The 15,102-nt window shown below is 70.4% G+C and carries 11 protein-coding genes; 10 read left to right on the top strand and 1 reads right to left on the bottom strand.

Features of this window, described 5'->3' with window-relative positions:
- Positions 1 to 33: 33 nt before the first annotated feature.
- Genes QSK35_RS20530 through QSK35_RS20540 form a run of 3 tightly spaced genes read left to right on the top strand, consistent with a single transcriptional unit; the run spans position 34 to position 2,670 of the window.
- Complete coding sequence (locus tag QSK35_RS20530; protein WP_285748532.1) at positions 34 to 1,242, top strand: cytochrome P450; 1,209 nt, start codon at positions 34 to 36, stop codon at positions 1,240 to 1,242.
- Positions 1,243 to 1,268: 26 nt separating this feature from the next.
- Entirely contained in the window at positions 1,269 to 2,045 is a 777-nt protein-coding gene (locus QSK35_RS20535) for an alpha/beta fold hydrolase (protein WP_285748534.1), read from the top strand.
- Between the two features lie 58 nt (positions 2,046 to 2,103).
- Positions 2,104 to 2,670: a DinB family protein gene (locus tag QSK35_RS20540; protein WP_285748536.1), complete on the top strand. Its 567-nt coding sequence runs from the start codon at positions 2,104 to 2,106 to the stop codon at positions 2,668 to 2,670.
- Here QSK35_RS20540 and QSK35_RS20545 read toward each other — a convergent pair whose 3' ends face one another.
- Positions 2,671 to 3,546, bottom strand: coding sequence for an alpha/beta fold hydrolase (locus tag QSK35_RS20545; RefSeq protein WP_285748538.1), 876 nt, complete (start codon positions 3,544 to 3,546; stop codon positions 2,671 to 2,673).
- Between the two features lie 55 nt (positions 3,547 to 3,601).
- Between QSK35_RS20545 and QSK35_RS20550 the strand changes: the two genes are divergently transcribed.
- The 7 genes from QSK35_RS20550 (at position 3,602) to QSK35_RS20580 (ending at position 15,084) form a co-directional block, all read left to right on the top strand.
- Positions 3,602 to 4,255 (top strand): winged helix-turn-helix transcriptional regulator, encoded by a 654-nt coding sequence (locus tag QSK35_RS20550; RefSeq protein ID WP_285748540.1) that lies wholly within the window; start codon positions 3,602 to 3,604, stop codon positions 4,253 to 4,255.
- A 65-nt stretch (positions 4,256 to 4,320) separates the two neighbouring features.
- Entirely contained in the window at positions 4,321 to 5,070 is a 750-nt protein-coding gene (locus tag QSK35_RS20555; RefSeq protein WP_285748542.1) for a CpaE/TadZ family protein, read from the top strand.
- 108 nt (positions 5,071 to 5,178) lie between these two features.
- Positions 5,179 to 6,405: an FAD-dependent monooxygenase gene (locus QSK35_RS20560; protein WP_285748544.1), complete on the top strand. Its 1,227-nt coding sequence runs from the start codon at positions 5,179 to 5,181 to the stop codon at positions 6,403 to 6,405.
- 252 nt (positions 6,406 to 6,657) lie between these two features.
- Positions 6,658 to 8,478 carry a non-ribosomal peptide synthetase gene (locus tag QSK35_RS20565; RefSeq protein ID WP_285748546.1) on the top strand — a complete coding sequence of 607 codons (1,821 nt, stop codon included), beginning with the start codon at positions 6,658 to 6,660 and terminating at the stop codon, positions 8,476 to 8,478.
- Entirely contained in the window at positions 8,475 to 11,501 is a 3,027-nt protein-coding gene (locus QSK35_RS20570) for a type I polyketide synthase (protein ID WP_285748548.1), read from the top strand. The genes QSK35_RS20565 and QSK35_RS20570 overlap by 4 nt, the downstream gene beginning before the upstream one ends.
- 105 nt (positions 11,502 to 11,606) lie before the next feature.
- On the top strand, positions 11,607 to 12,677 hold the full coding sequence (gene hppD, locus QSK35_RS20575) for a 4-hydroxyphenylpyruvate dioxygenase (RefSeq protein ID WP_285748550.1): 1,071 nt from the start codon (positions 11,607 to 11,609) through the stop codon (positions 12,675 to 12,677).
- A complete protein-coding gene (locus QSK35_RS20580; RefSeq protein ID WP_285748552.1) occupies positions 12,667 to 15,084 on the top strand; it encodes an aminotransferase class I/II-fold pyridoxal phosphate-dependent enzyme in 2,418 nt (805 codons plus the stop codon). The genes hppD and QSK35_RS20580 overlap by 11 nt, the downstream gene beginning before the upstream one ends.
- Positions 15,085 to 15,102 lie beyond the last annotated feature (18 nt).

Consider the following 15,102-nt stretch of genomic DNA (forward strand, 5'->3'; position numbering starts at 1 on the left):
CTCGTGGCATCAACCACCACGAAGGGGAATCCGATGACGGTTTCCGTCCCGCAGGGCCTGCCGATGGAGCGCGACGCGGGCCCGTTCGACCCGCCGAGCGCGATCACCACGTTGCGTGCGGCCCGCCCGGTCAGCCCAATGGTGTTCCCCGACGGTCACCAGGGCTGGCTGATCACCGGGTACGAGGCGGTCCGCCAGGTCATGGCCGACACCAGGTTCAGCTCGCGCCAGGACCTCGGCGTGCTCCACGTGCCGTTCGAGACTCCCGGCATGCCGGCCGCGACCGAACCGTCGCCCCAGGTGCCCGGTCTGTTCATCAGCATGGACCCGCCGGACCACACCCGGTTGCGCCGCAAGCTCACCGGCGCGTTCACGGTCAAGCGGATGAAGCAGCTCGAAGACGGCATCATCGCGATCGCCGAACAGCAGCTGGACCACCTGGCTTCCTTGACGCCACCGGTGGATCTGGTCCAGGAGTTCGCGCTTCCGGTGCCGTCACTGGTGATCTGCGAACTGCTCGGCGTGCCCTACGCGGATCGCGAGACCTTCCAGTCGAACTCCTCGAAGTTCATGGAACGGGACATCACGCTCGAGGACAAGATGGCCGCGTTCGGCGCGATGTTCGGTTACCTGGCGGAACTGGTGACGACCAAGCGCGCCGATCCGGTCGACGACATCCTCTCCGACCTGGCCCGCGACGAGGAGCTCGGCATCGAGGACCTGACCGGCATGGCGTTCCTGCTGTTGCTGGCCGGGCACGAGACCACCGCGAACATGCTGGCGCTGGGCACGTTCGCGCTGCTGGAACACCCGGCACAGCTGGCGGAACTGCGCGCTGACCCGTCATTGCTGCCCGACGCCGTCGAAGAGCTGATGCGCTACCTGTCCGTGGCGGACATCTTCTTCCGTTACGCCACAGAGGACATCGAGCTCGGCGGCGAACTGATTCCCGCAGGCTCGACCGTCGTCGTCTCGCTGCTGGCGGCGAACCGCGATCCGTTGCGCTTCGAGAACCCGGATGCTTTGGACGTGCACCGCAAGGTCCGCGGCCAGGTCGCTTTCGGACACGGCATCCACCAGTGTCTCGGCCAGCAACTGGCACGCATCGAGATGCGCGCCGGCTTCGAGGGCCTGCTGCGCCGCTTCCCGCGGTTGGAGCTCGCCATCCCCGCCGGCGACGTGAAACTCCGGACCAACATGCACATCTACGGCGTCCACGAACTCCCGGTCACCTGGGCCTGAACCACCGTCTACTTAGGAGTAAAACCATGACCGCCTGGACCGGCATGCTGCCCGTCGACGACACCGAGCTGTACGTGCGCGACACCGGAGGCTCCGGCCGCCCCGTCGTGTACCTCAACGGCGCCTACGCCGACCAGTCCCACTGGAAACGCGTCATCGCCGGCCTCGGCGACGACTACCGGCACATCACCTTCGACGAGCGCGCCCGCGGCAAGTCCGGACGCTCGGCGGACTACTCGTTCGACGCGTGCCTGCGTGACCTCGACACCGTCCTCGAGGCCAGGGGAGTGGATCGGCCGCTGCTGGTCGGCTGGTCCTACGGCGGCGTCCTGGGGTGGCACTGGGCCGACCGGAACCCGGACCGCGTAGCCGGTCTGGTGACCGTGGACGCCTTCCCCGTCGGCCTGACCGGTGAGGCCGGCCGGCAACGGATCCGCAAGACGTTCCGCCGGTATCGGTTGATCCTGCCCATCGCCGCCCGGTTCGGCATGGGCGCTCGCATGAGCGCGGACCAGCACGCCGACGTCAACATCGAGCTCAACCAGATCGCCGCCGACAGCGTGCCGGTGCTGAACCGCCTGACCTGCCAGGTCCGGTTCGTCCTGGCCACGGGCGACAGCCTCGGCAGTGAGGCGGGCGAGATGGAGGAGGGCCGGAAGGTGCTCGACGAGGTGGTCGCCGCCAACCCGAACGTCAAGGTGAGCGCCAAGGTCGCGAGCAACCACAGCAAGATCCTGCGCAACGACTCCCCGGCGGTCGCCGAGGCCGTGCGCTCGCTCGCCGCCAGCCGGGCGACCGGCTGAGGCTCAGGGCTTCCCGTCCGCGGACGGGAAGCCCTCTTGTTGGTGCATGCTCGTACTCATGATCGACGAATTCGCGAAGGAGTACCTGCACAGCGATCTGCGAGATATCCGTGAGGTGATGCTCCAGAAGCTCGACGGGTTGTCCGAGTACGACATCCGGCGTCCACTGACCTCGACCGGCACCAACCTGCTCGGGCTGGTCAAGCACCTGTCGGTGTCGGAGGCCCGGTACTTCGGCGAGGTCTTCGATCGGCCGTTCCCCGAGTACGTCCCCCGCTGGGACGACCTCGAACAGCGTGGTAAGGACATGTGGGCGACCGAGCACGAGACCCGTGAGGAGATCACCAGCCGCTACCGGCGCGTCTGCGCACACTCCGACGCCACCATCGCCGCGCTCGCCATCGACTCGCCCGGCTACGTGCCCTGGTGGCCACGGCCGAACGTGATGCTGTTCAACGTCCTGGTCCACATCCTCACGGAGGCCAACCGGCACGCCGGGCACGCCGACATCCTGCGCGAGCAGCTGGACGGCTCCACCGGGATGGATGCGGCCGGGCGGGGGCCGGATTTCTGGGAGAACCGGCGTGCGGAGGTCGAGCGGGCGGCCAAGGCGGCCACGAGCTGACTACCAGCCGCGGATCGCCTGGCTGACCTCGTCCGCCGCGTCGGACTGCACGAAGTGTCCCGCTCCCTTGACGATCACCGTGGTGTGGTCCGGGAACTTCGCCTCCAGCCGCTTCCGGTCGTTGTCGCCGAACGCCACATCGCCGTCGGCCCACACGATCAGCGCGGGCAGGCCGGCGAGCAGCGGCAGGTTGTCTTCGACGCCGGAGAGGAAGTCGCGGCTGCCGGTGATGGCGCCCGGCAGGATCGCGCAGGCGTTGCGGCGTTCCGGAGTTCCCAGTGCGTCTCGATAGTGGTTCAGCTCGGCCTGGGAGACCTTGCGGCGGCGGTGCCCCGCGGGGATCAGCGCGTTCACGAACAGGTTGAACCGCCTGATCAACTCACGTCCGATCGGCCCGCCCATCACGCGTGAAGCCAGTTCGGCGCGCAGTTCGCCGTTCGTCGGCCATGCCCAGGTGTTCGCCAGCACGATCCGCTCGAACCGGCCGGATCGCTGTTCGGCCGCGAAGAGCCCGATCGGCCCGCCCCAGTCGTGGGCGACGAGTGTCACCTCGGACAGGTCCATGCGGTCGAGGAACTCCACGACCACACCGGCGTGGTCGGCGGGCTGATAGCCGTAACCGGGTGCGGCGACGGACAGCCCGAACCCCGGATAGTCCACAGCGATGCACCGGAACCGGTCGCGCAGCGAGGCGATGACGTCGCGGTACACGAAGGACCAGGTCGGATTGCCGTGCAGCATCAGCAGAACCGGCCCTTCGCCCTCATCGACGTAGTGGACGGCATGCCCGTTCAGCTCGATGAAGTGGCTCTCGAAGGGGAACAGATCGGCATCCACCCACGAGGGCCGCGTGCCTGCGGTGTGCTGCGGCGACATCTGTCTGCACCTCTTTGAGCTATAGTTTTTTAAAGTGCGCTATCGAAAGTAAAGCATGCGGGTGGTGGTGGCAATGCGGTCCTACGGCCAGTACTGCGGCCTGGCGCGGGCGCTCGACGTCGTCGGCTCGCGGTGGAGCCTGCTCATCGTCAGGGAGCTGCTGGTCGGACCGGCCCGCTACGGCGAACTGCTGGCCGGCCTGCCGGGCATCGCGACGAACCTGCTTGCCGCGCGGCTGCGGGAACTGGAGGAGGCCGGGGTGGTCCAGCGCACCCTCGACACCGGCAGCAACGGTGTCGTGTACGTCCTCACGCCGTGGGGCAGGGAGCTCCGGGACACCGTCGCGTCCTTGGTGCGGTGGAGCACCCCGCTGATGATCTCCGGCCCGCAGGGCGACACGTTCCACGGTCGTTGGCTGGTGGTCGCCCTCGACGCGCTGTTGCGCGACCGGAGAACGACCAGGCCGACGACGATCGGACTGGCCGCCGCCGACGCGGTGGTCGCCGTCCATGCGGACCGGACCGGCACGCGGGTCGAACCCTGTGGGGGCGATCAGCCCGACACGGTCTTTCGGGGGGAGCCCGCCATCGTGCTGGGTCTGGCCTCCGGCATGTTGACCGTCGAGCAGGCGGTAGCGGCCGGCGGCGTGCTCCGTGGCCGCGAAGCAGATCTCGAAGCCGTGCTCGGGGTGGCGTCGTCGACTCGTTGAATCACCTGCAAAGGGCGAGTTGAACCCACGGGGCGACATGCCACGGTGGATTCAGGAGGCCGCTGATGCTCGTCGCGTTGTGTTCCCTGAAGGGCTCGCCCGGAGTGACGACCCTGGCTCTCGCGCTCGCGGCGCGCTGGCCTGGGTCATCGATCGTCGTGGAGGCGGATCCGGCCGGCGGCGACCTGCTCGCCCGCTTCCGCCTCCCCGAATCACCGGGCCTGGTGAGTCTGGCGGCTGCTCGGCACAGCACCGATCCATCCGTTTTGACGCAACACTCGCAGGTGCTTCCGGGAGGGCTGCGGGTTGTGCCCGCTCCGGTCGAGGGTGACCAGTGCCGCGCCGCGTTGTCGGCTCTGGCTTTCTCCACGCCGTGGCGGAAGCCGGGCACGAACGTTGTGATCGACTTCGGCCGGATCGACGCGAACCTGACGGCGTTGCCGCACATCCGGACGGTGGACGCACTGCTGGTTCTCGTGCGGCCTCAGGACGACGAGCTGGCACGGGTCGCGGTGAAGTTGCAGGCGATCGACCGGTGGACGCGTCGACCCGGCCTCGTGCTGGTCGGCGACGGATACTCCGCTCGTGAGGTGTCCAACGGGCTCGGCGTGCCGGTCGTGGGCCGGATCCCCCGGGACGACAAGGGCGCGCTGGCGTTGAGCGGTCGCGGCAGTTCGCGCCACGGTCCGGCGCGCTCCCGGCTCGGGCGCGCGGCTGCCGCACTGGCAACACATCTGGTCGCGCCGGCGTTCGTTCCGCAAGCACGGCTCGTGGACACGGCGGCGCAGCTCGCCGGGCCGCCGTCCCGGAACTGACGAGCAGACGAGTGCACCCCGCGAGTTCGAAATCGCCAGGTCACCTACGGGAGGTCATAGATCTCCGTACACTCCGGACCGTCATCCGGATGGGAATTGGGGGCCGTGGTGAGCGAAGTCAGCGTGTTGGTGGCAGGGGCGAGCATCGCGGGACCCGCGCTGGCCCATTGGCTGCGCCGGCGGGGTGCCCAGGTGACCGTGGTGGAGCGGGCTCCTGGGTTGCGTCCCGGCGGTCAGGCGGTGGACGCGCGCGGGGTGGCCAAGGAGGTCATCCGGCGGATGGGGCTGGACGCGGCGGTGCGCGCGGCCTGCACCGACACCGCCGGCGCGTACACCGTGGACGTGGACGGGAACGTGCTGGAGACCTACCGCGCCGACGACCACGGTGGCGACGGGTTCATCGCGGAGATCGAGATCCTGCGCGGGGACCTGTCCCAGGTGCTCTACGACGACACCCGTGCCGGTGTCGAGTACGTCTTCGGTGACCGGATCGCCGAGCTCAGCCAGGACGCGGACGGCGTCGACGTGACCTTCGTGAGCGGCGTCCGGCGGCGTTTCGACCTGGTGGTCGGGGCCGACGGGCTGCACTCGTCGTTGCGTGCGATGGTGTTCGGGCCGCGTGAGCGGTTCGTCCGCCACCTCGGGCTCGTGCTGGCCTTCTACAGCGTGCCCAACGAGTTCGGGCTGGACCGCTGGTTCATCGAGTACCAGGACAAGGAGTCCGCGCGCTCCGCAGGTCTGCGGCCCATCCGGGACGCCACGCAGGCGATGGCCATGTTCGCCTTTCCCGCGGCCGACTTCGACGTCGACCACCGCGACGTCGAGGAGCAGAAGCGCCTGCTGCGGGAGCGGATGGGCGGCCTGGGCTGGTCGACCCCGCGCATCCTCGCGCACCTGGACGATACCCCGGACTTCTACCTCGACCAGGTCGCCCAGGTGGTGATGGACCGCTGGTCGAACGGACGGGTGGGGCTGATCGGCGACGCGGCCTTCTGCTCGTCGCCGATGTCCGGGGCGGGCACCGGACTGGCCCTGGTCGGTGCCTACCTGCTGGCCGGAGAGCTGGCCGCCGCCGGGTGGGACCCGGAGGCCGGTTTCGCCGGCTACGAGGCGCGGATGCGGTCGTTCGTCGAGGCCAACCAGGAGATCGGCCGGCTGCACGCGCACAGCCGCGCCGTCCCCCAGCCGGATCCGGAGCCGGATGCAGGGCCGAGCCCGGAGCCTGACATGGACGCGCTCATGGCACTGGTCGACCGCGCGCTCAACGGCATCGAACTGCCCGACTACACCGGTGTGCCGGACTTCGGGGCCTCGGAGTCGTCAGCCAGGGCGTAGGTGGATCGACCGGGTTCCCCAACCACAGCGCCAATGGATCGTCAGCAGTACGACGTTGCGTTCGTTCGCCGGGATCTACCCGAAGCCGGTCTGACGGCAGGTACGCAGGTTGTGGTGCTCGAGGTGTACGAGACGCCTTCTCCGGCGTACGAGGTCGTCGGTATCAGATCGCTGACCAACGGCGGGCGATGACAAGGGGCGCGTCACCGCCGGTTCAGCGCTGAGTCAGTGTGCGACATGACCATCCCTTTCATGGGAGCCATTCAGGAAACCACGCTGCACGAACTGATCGCTGCCCAGACGCGTGTGGCCCCGTCGAGGATCGCGGTCACCGGACCCGACGGCGACCTCACCTACGGCGATCTCGAGAGCCGGGCCGAGCGGGTGGCCGACCGGCTCGCCGCGCTCGGCGTGGGAGTGGATCGGCCCGTGGGACTGCTGGTTCCCCGATCGGCGGCGATGATCGTGGGGATGCTCGGGATACTCCGGGCGGGCGGGGCTTACCTGCCGCTCGACCCCGACCATCCCGACACCCGCGTCCACGCCCTGCTGTCGGCCGCGGGCGCGGCGGCCGTGGTGACGGTTCCGGAGCTCGCGGAGCGGGCCGGGACCGCCGGGCTGCCCGTCGTCGTGCTGGGGGAGGAGGGGCCCGGCGAGAAATGCCGGCCCACGCCCGGCTCGGCCCTGTGCTACGTGCTCTTCACCTCGGGCTCGACCGGCGCGCCCAAGGCCGTCGCCGTCGAGCACCGGCAGTACATCCACTACCTGAACGGCCTGTACGAGCGGATCGAGCCGGGGTGGTCCTGGGCGCTGGTGTCCACGTTCTCCGCGGATCTGGGCAGCACCAACGTGTTCGGCGCGCTGACCACCGGCGGCCGGCTGCATGTGCTGTCTCGTGAGCAGGCGATCGACTCGGAGGCCTTCGCAAACTACTTCGCGCTGCACCGGATCGACGCGATGAAGCTCGTGCCGAGCCACCTCGCGGCGCTGGCCGGCGAGGACGTCGCGGGAGTGCTGCCGCGGCGCCTGCTGATCTGTGCGGGCGAGCCGCTGACGCCGAACCTCGTTCGCCGGGTCCGGGCCGCCCGGCCGGACCTCGCCGTCGAAAACCATTACGGCCCAACGGAGACCACGGTCTCGATGCTCGCCCACCGGGTACCGCAGGAGGTGCCGGCGACGATCCCACTCGGCCGCCCGTTCGCGGGTGTTCGCGTGCACGTCCTCGGGCCCGACAAGGAGCCCGTCGAAGACGGCGTCACGGGGGAGCTGCACATCACGGGCGGGAACCTCGCCCGCGGTTACCTCAACGCCCCCGCCGCGACCGCGGTCGCCTTCCCGCCGTGCCCCGCCGGGCCGTCCGGGGCACGCATGTACGCGACCGGCGACCTCGTGCGGCGGCTGCCGAGCGGGGATCTGGAGTTCGCCGGCCGGGTCGACGACCAGGTCAAGGTCATGGGATACCGCGTCGAACCCAGCGAGGTCGCGGCCGTGCTGGCCCGCCATCCGAGCGTGGGGCAGGCGATTGTCGTGCCGTACGGCGCCGCGGGCGAGCTGCGGTTGGCGGGCTATGTGACCGGATCCGGCGTCACCGGGGCGGATGTACGCGCGTTCGCGGCGGATCTGCTGCCGGAGCACATGGTGCCTTCGGCCGTCGTGGTGCTCGACGCCCTGCCGTTGACCTCGAACGGCAAGATCGACCGCGCGGCCCTGCCCGCTCCCGTCGTCGAGCCGACCGAGCACCACGTCGCACCCCAGACGGGGCTGGAGGAGCAGGTCGCCGCGGTCTGGGCCTCGACGCTCAAGCTCGCGCACGTCGGCGTGCACGACAACTTCTTCGACATCGGCGGCACGTCGCTGCTGCTGATGCGGCTCAGGGTCCGGCTGATCAAACTGCTCGACCGGGAGATCTCAATGGTCACGCTGTTCCGCAACCCGACCGTGCGCCTGCTGGCGCGCCATCTCGAGACGGCCGAGGCGCCCGCGTTGGAGGCGGACAACGGCCGGGGGCGGAGCAGGCTGACCACGGCCGCCCGTGCCCGGCGGCGCGCCGCGATGAGCGGAGACGAGCGATGACCGCGCAACAGGCGGAGCCGACCGGGCTCGAGATCGCCGTCATCGGCATGGCGGGACGCTTCCCCGGCGCGGACTCGGTCGGGCGGTTCTGGGAGAACGTGGTCGACGGCGGCGAGCGGATCGCGTCGTTCACCGCGGAGGACGCCATCGCCGCCGGTGTGGCGCCGGACCTGGCCCGGCACCCCGACTACCGGCACGTCCACGGCGTGCTCGACGGCGTCGAGTACTTCGACAACGTCCTTTTCGGATATACACCGCGCGACGCCGCCATGCTCGACCCGCAGCAGCGCATCTTCCTGGAATGCGCCTGGGCCGCGATGGAGGACGCGGGGTACGCACCTCGCGCCGAACACCCGCCCGTGGGCGTCTACGCCGGTGCCAGCCAGAACGCCTACCTGCTCAACAACCTGATGCGGTCCCCTGGCGTGCTGGCGAGCCTGAGCCCGCAGGAGCTGCTGATGGCCACCGAGAAGGACCTGCTGGCGGCCAGGGTCTCCTACCACCTCGACCTGCGCGGGCCGAGTGTGAGCGTGCAGTCCTCGTGCTCGTCGTCGCTGGTCGCCGTGCACATGGCCTGCCAGGCGCTGCTCGCGGGCGAGTGCGACGTGGCCCTGGCCGGCGGCGTGACGGTCCACGTGCCCCAGTTGGAGGGCTACCAGTACACCGCCGGCTCGGTGTTCTCCTCCACCGGGCGCTGCCTGCCGTTCGACGCCGGCGCCGACGGGACGGTCTTCGGCAACGGCGTCGGGGTGGTCGTGCTCAAGCCCCTGGCGGACGCACTCGCCGACCACGACACGGTTCACGCCGTCATCCTGGGGTCGGCGGTGAACAACGACGGCGCGCGCCGGATGGGCTTCACCGCTCCGGGAGTGGACGGGCAGGTCGCCGCCCTCCGCGCGGCCCACCGCGTCGCGGGTGTGGATCCCAGCACCATCACCTACGTGGAGACCCACGGGACGGGCACGTCGCTGGGCGATCCGATCGAGTTCGAAGCGCTCGTCGAGGCGTTCGGCACCGACGGTCCCCCGTGCACGCTCGGCACCCTGAAGGCGCAGATCGGCCACCTCGCCTCCACGGCGGGCGTGGCGGGTCTCATCAAAACGGTGCTCGCGCTCAAACACGGCGTCCTGCCACCCAGCCGTCACTTCACCCAGCCGAACCCGGAGATCGACCTGGACGCCGGCCGGTTCCGGCTGCTCGCCGAGGCGACACCGTGGCCGGAGCACGGCCGGCGGCGGGCCGCGATCAGTTCCTTCGGCATCGGCGGCACGAACGCGCACATGGTCCTGGAAGAGCCCCCGCCCCCGGCTCCACGCTCTGCAAAGGGCCGCGAGCACGAGGTGCTGCCGCTGTCCGCCCGTGAGGACGAGCCGCTGCTCGAACTGGCCGCCCGGCTCCGGGAGCACCTGGAGACCCATCCGGAGGCCGAACTGGCCGACGTCGCCGCCACGTTGCAGCATGGCCGCACCCCTCAGCGCCGCAGAGCATCGGTCACGTGCACGGACATCGACTCGGCGGTCACCGCCCTGGCCGGCGTGCGGCCACCGACGGTGGACGCACGCGATCGTGGCGTGGTCTTCATGTTCCCCGGACAGGGTGCTCAGCGGGTGGGCATGGGGCGGGACCTGTACGAGACGGAGGAGATCTTCCGCACCTGGATCGACGCAGCGGACGAGCGCCTGGACTTCGACCTGCGCGGCCTGCTGTACGCCGGTGACCCGGCCGAGAACGCGAACACGTTGGCGCACACCCGATACACGCAGCCGGCGCTCTTCGCCGTCGAGCACGCCCTCGCCCGCCTGTGGCTGGATCTCGGGCTCGAACCCAGGGCGATGATCGGGCACAGCCTCGGTGAATACGTGGCGGCGACCATCGCGGGATGCTTCGACTTCGCGACCGCGCTCGATCTGGTCGCGGCGCGGGCATTGCTCATGCAGGACCAGCCGTCCGGCGCCATGCTCACCGTCGCCCTTCCGGTGGACGAGGTACGGCCCCTGCTCGACGGCGAGATCGCGGTCGCGGCCGTGAACGGTCCCGCCCTCTGCGTCGTGTCCGGCCCCGTGCCGGCGGTGGAGGCGCTGGAGGAGCGGCTGCGCGCGGCCGGGGTCACGTGCCGCCGGCTGCGGACGTCCCACGCCTTCCACTCGCCGATGATGGAAGCCGTGGCCGCACCGTTCGCGGCGCGGCTGCGCGCGGTTGAGCTCCGGCCGCCGAGGATTCCGTTCGTCTCCAACCTGACCGGCGACTGGATCCGCCCCGAGGAGGCCGTCGATCCCGAGTACTGGGTCCGCCATCTGCTCTCCCCGGTCCGGTTCCACGACGGGGCGGGGCGGCTGCTGAGCGGCCCGCCCTCCGTGCTCCTGGAGGTCGGTCCGGGGGCCACCCTTCGGGCGCTCGTCGGCAAGGCCGGTGACGATCACGTCGTGCTCGGCGGCCTGCCCGGCCCGGAGCGCGAAGCCGACGGTGCCTACCTGGCCCGCACGGTCGGCCGACTGTGGGAGGCGGGTGCGCCCGTGGACTGGAGCCGGTGGCGCCGGGGCCAGTGGTCGCGCGTACCGCTGCCGACGTATCCGTTCGCACGTAGGCGGCACTGGGTGGAGCCGGTGGCCGGAACCGGTTTCGGCGCCGCGGTCCCGGCAGCGGAAACTCTTGGCGCGCAAGACGTACAGCCTCCTGCCGGCAGCGAGCCGGTCGGCGGTCTGTCCGAGACCGTGCTGCGCGTCTGGCGGGAGTTGCTCGGCATCGAAGACGTCGGTCTCGACGACGACTTCTTCGAGCTCGGCGGCCACTCGCTGCTGGCGACCCGAATCATCGCCTTGGTGTCCGACAGGACCGGTGTCGAGCTGCCCGGCGACGCGCTTTACACGGCACCGACGCCCAGAGAGCTCGTCGCGCTCGTCGAACGCGACTCCCCGTCCTCAGCGGACGAACTGGAGGACCCGGAACTGATGGCACGGCTCATCGCGGAGATCGCGGAGATGTCGCCCGAGGAGGTCGACGACCGGCTGCGCGAGGAAACCTGAGAAGTCCTTGTTCAGCAAAGCGTTCAGCGTGCCGTAAAGACCCCGGTGTTTGGATGGCTTCGAGGGGCCCGAACGGGGCCACCTGGGGTGCACTGGGGAGCAATCGTGGATCGATCGCGTCTTAGCCATGTCCATCTCTATGTCGGGGACGCCTGTCAGGCGGCCTACTTCTACCGCAAGGCTTTCGGCTTCCGTCCGATCGCGGAGTCGCCCGCGGCCCGGCAGCCCTACACGGTGCTGCTGGCGCAGGGCGACATCCGCCTCATGCTGACATCGACGACAAACGCGGCCGACCCGGTCGCCCGCTACGTGGCCGCGCACGGCGATGGCGTCGCCGACATCGCCATCGCGGTACCCGATGTGGCACAAGCGTTTCGCGCCGCGGTCGAACGCGGCGCCGACCCGATCATGGAGCCGTCGGCCCGCACCGGCACCGGCTGCACTGTCGTGAGCGCAACGGTTCGCGGCTTCGGCGACGTCGTGCACACGCTCGTGGAAGCGGGTACACCGTTGCCACATCCCACTCTTTCGCCCATCGACGGAGCGCTCGGCGCGCCTTCGGACGGTGAGCTGCTCAGGGCCATCGACCACTTCGCGGTGTGCGTCCCGACCGGTGAGCTGGACAAGACGGTGAGCCGGTACCAGGAGGCGTTCGGCTTCGACGAGGTCTTCTCGGAGTTCATCGAGGTGGGCGAGCAGGCCATGTCCTCGAAGGTGGTGCGCCACCCGTCCAGTGGCATCACACTCACCATCCTGGAGCCCGACGCGTCGCACGAGCCCGGCCAGATCGACACTTTCCTGCTGTCCCACGGCGGAGCCGGCGTTCAGCACGTGGCCTTCGAGACCGGGGACATCAGGGAGGGCGTGCGGCGCATCGGCGCTCAGGGCGTCGAGTTCCTCAAGACGCCCGCCGCCTACTACGACCTGGTGGAGGACCGGGTCGGGGAGCTCGGCGCCGAGCTCGACGACCTGCGCGCGCGGGGCATCCTCGCCGACCGCGACGAGTGGGGCCTGCTGCTGCAGATCTTCACCCGGTCCCCGTACGCCCGCAGGACCCTGTTCCTGGAGCTGATCGAGCGGCGCGGCGCGCGCACCTTCGGCAGCGGCAACATCAAGGGCCTCTACGAGGCGGTCGAGCGGGAACAGAGCCGCGAGGACGGTGCCGATGCCGTCTGAGCACGGCGACACGCCTCCGTTGAATCTGGACGACTACGAGGAACTGGCCCGCGCCGCGCTCGATCCGGGGATCTGGGACTTCATCCGCGGAGGCGCGGGCGACGAGCGGGCGGTCGCCGCCAACACGGCGGCCTTCGACGCGGTGCGGTTCGCACCGCGGGTGCTGTCCGGAGTGGACAAGGTCGATCTCTCGATCCGCCTGCTCGACCAGTCGTGGGCGATGCCGATCGCCGTCGCTCCGATGGCTCATCACACGATGGTCCATCCCGAAGGAGAGGTGGCGACGGTCCGGGCGGCCGGGCGCTTCGGAGTCCCGGTCGTGGTCAGCACCTTCGCTGGCCGCACGTTCGAGGAGCTCGCTGCGGCGGCCGCCGGCCCGCTGTGGCTGCAGCTGTACTGCTTCCGCGACCGCGGGCTGACGCGTGAGCTGGTCGAGCGCGCCGCCGCCGCGGGCTTCACCGGGCTGGTGCTCACCGTGGACGTTCCGCGGCTGGGCCGGCGGCTCCGCGACGTCCGCAACGCCTTCCGGCTGCCCGAGCACGTGCGGCCGGTGAATCTGCCCGCCTCCGCCGCGTACTCGTCGACCGACGTCCACGCGCGCTCGGAGCTCGACCCGGCGCTGGACTGGTCCGTTGTGGACTGGTTGCGGGCGATCAGCCCACTGCCCTTGCTGCTCAAGGGAATCCTCACGCCCGACGACGCACTGCACGCGGCCGGGGTGGGTGCCGACGGCGTCATCGTGTCCAACCACGGCGGCCGCCAGCTGGACGCGGCGCCCGCCACGCTCGACGCGCTGCCCGCCGTCGCCGACGCCCTCGGCGGGCGCTGTCCGGTCCTCCTGGACGGCGGGGTGCGGCGGGGACGTGATGTCGCGGCCGCCCTCGCGCGCGGCGCGGACGCCGTGCTGGTCGGGCGGCCGGTCCTGTACGGGCTGGCCGCCGCCGGGGAGGAGGGCGCCGCGGGCGTCCTCGGCATCCTCGCCGACGAGCTCACCGACGTGCTGCTGCAGACGGGCCGGCGGAGTCCGTCCGATGTGGACGCCTCGCTGCTGTTCGGCGGCGCGGCGCCCGCCGTCGCCGCCCCGGCGGTGGAGGGCCCGGCCGACCCCGGCGGAGGGCTGCTGGCCAAGCAGGGACTGCATTCCAGCGTGTCCGCGCCGGTGATGGACACGATGAACTTCCTCAACGAGATCACCACGCGCCATCCCGGCGCGATCTCGTTCGCGCCGGGCCGGCCCCTGGAGGACTTCTTCCAGACCGAGCAGATCTTCCGATGGCTGCGCGGCTACATCGACCATCTGACGGGCCTCGGCCGGTCCGGGGAACAGATCCGCACCACGCTGTTCCAGTACGGCGCGACCGCCGGGCACATCCGGGACCTGGTGTCCCGGACGCTGGCCGACGACGGCGTCACCGCCGATCCCGCCGACATCGTGGTCACGGTCGGCGCGCAGGAGGCGATGTTCCTCGCGCTGCGGGCGTTGTTCGCCTCGCCGCGCGACGTGCTGCTGGTCGCGAGCCCTTGCTACGTAGGGATAACCGGCGCGGCCCGCATGCTCGACATCGCCATGGCCGAGGTCCCCGAGGGGCCCGATGGGCTGACCGCGGCGGCTTTCGAGCACGCGGTGGCGGAGGTCCGCGCCAAGGGGAACCGGCCGCGCGCGTTCTACCTCGTGCCCGACTATTCCAACCCGTCCGGCAGCACCGTGCCTCTGCGGGCACGGCACGAGTTGCTGGAGGCCGCCGCCCGGGACGGCGTCCTCATCCTGGAGGACAGCCCGTACCGGATGGTCGGCTCCGCCCCGCCGCTTCCGCCGTTGAAGGCACTCGACCCGGCGCGCTGCGTTGTCCACATAGGATCGTTCGCCAAGTCCGCCTTTCCCGGCGCCCGGCTCGGTTATCTGGTGGCAGACCAGGAGGTCGTGGACGCCGGTGGCGAGCGCACCCGCCTGGCCGACGAGATCGCCAAGCTCAAGAGCATGCTCACCGTCAACACCCCGAGCCTGAGTCAGGCCGTGGTGGGTGGGCTGCTGCTGGAGTCGGACTTCGGTCTGCGGGCACGGAATGAAGTGGCGGCGGCGGCCTACGATGCCAACCTCATCGCGGTGCTGGACACGCTGAACCGGCTGTTCCCGGAGGACGGGCAGGCGGAGCACGGCGTCTCGTGGAACCGGCCCACGGGCGGGTTCTTCCTAGCGGTGAACGTGCCGTTCGCCGCCGACGAAGCGGCGCTGGCCGTCTCCGCCGAACAGTACGGGGTGATCTGGACGCCCATGCGCTACTTCCACCCCAGCGGCGGCGGCGAGAACGTCATCCGCCTGGCGTGGAGCTACCTGACGCGGGAGCGGGCCGTCGAGGGCATCGAACGGTTCGCCGCCTTCGTCACCGAGTACACGGGCGTCCACTGATCGAGCGGGCATGGGGGA

Origin of the sequence: Lentzea sp. NBRC 105346 (assembly GCF_030269605.1) — a bacterium.
GTDB lineage: Bacteria > Actinomycetota > Actinomycetes > Mycobacteriales > Pseudonocardiaceae > Lentzea.

Bases quoted from the DNA above. Each gene is read 5' to 3' on its own strand.
- QSK35_RS20530 (WP_285748532.1), top strand. From the start codon at position 34: ATGACGGTTTCCGTCCCGCAGGGCCTGCCGATGGAGCGCGACGCGGGC.
- QSK35_RS20535 (WP_285748534.1), top strand. From the start codon at position 1,269: ATGACCGCCTGGACCGGCATGCTGCCCGTCGACGACACCGAGCTGTAC.
- QSK35_RS20540 (WP_285748536.1), top strand. From the start codon at position 2,104: ATGATCGACGAATTCGCGAAGGAGTACCTGCACAGCGATCTGCGAGAT.
- QSK35_RS20545 (WP_285748538.1), bottom strand. From the start codon at position 3,546: ATGTCGCCGCAGCACACCGCAGGCACGCGGCCCTCGTGGGTGGATGCC.
- QSK35_RS20550 (WP_285748540.1), top strand. From the start codon at position 3,602: ATGCGGGTGGTGGTGGCAATGCGGTCCTACGGCCAGTACTGCGGCCTG.
- QSK35_RS20555 (WP_285748542.1), top strand. From the start codon at position 4,321: ATGCTCGTCGCGTTGTGTTCCCTGAAGGGCTCGCCCGGAGTGACGACC.
- QSK35_RS20565 (WP_285748546.1), top strand. From the start codon at position 6,658: ATGGGAGCCATTCAGGAAACCACGCTGCACGAACTGATCGCTGCCCAG.
- QSK35_RS20570 (WP_285748548.1), top strand. From the start codon at position 8,475: ATGACCGCGCAACAGGCGGAGCCGACCGGGCTCGAGATCGCCGTCATC.
- QSK35_RS20580 (WP_285748552.1), top strand. From the start codon at position 12,667: ATGCCGTCTGAGCACGGCGACACGCCTCCGTTGAATCTGGACGACTAC.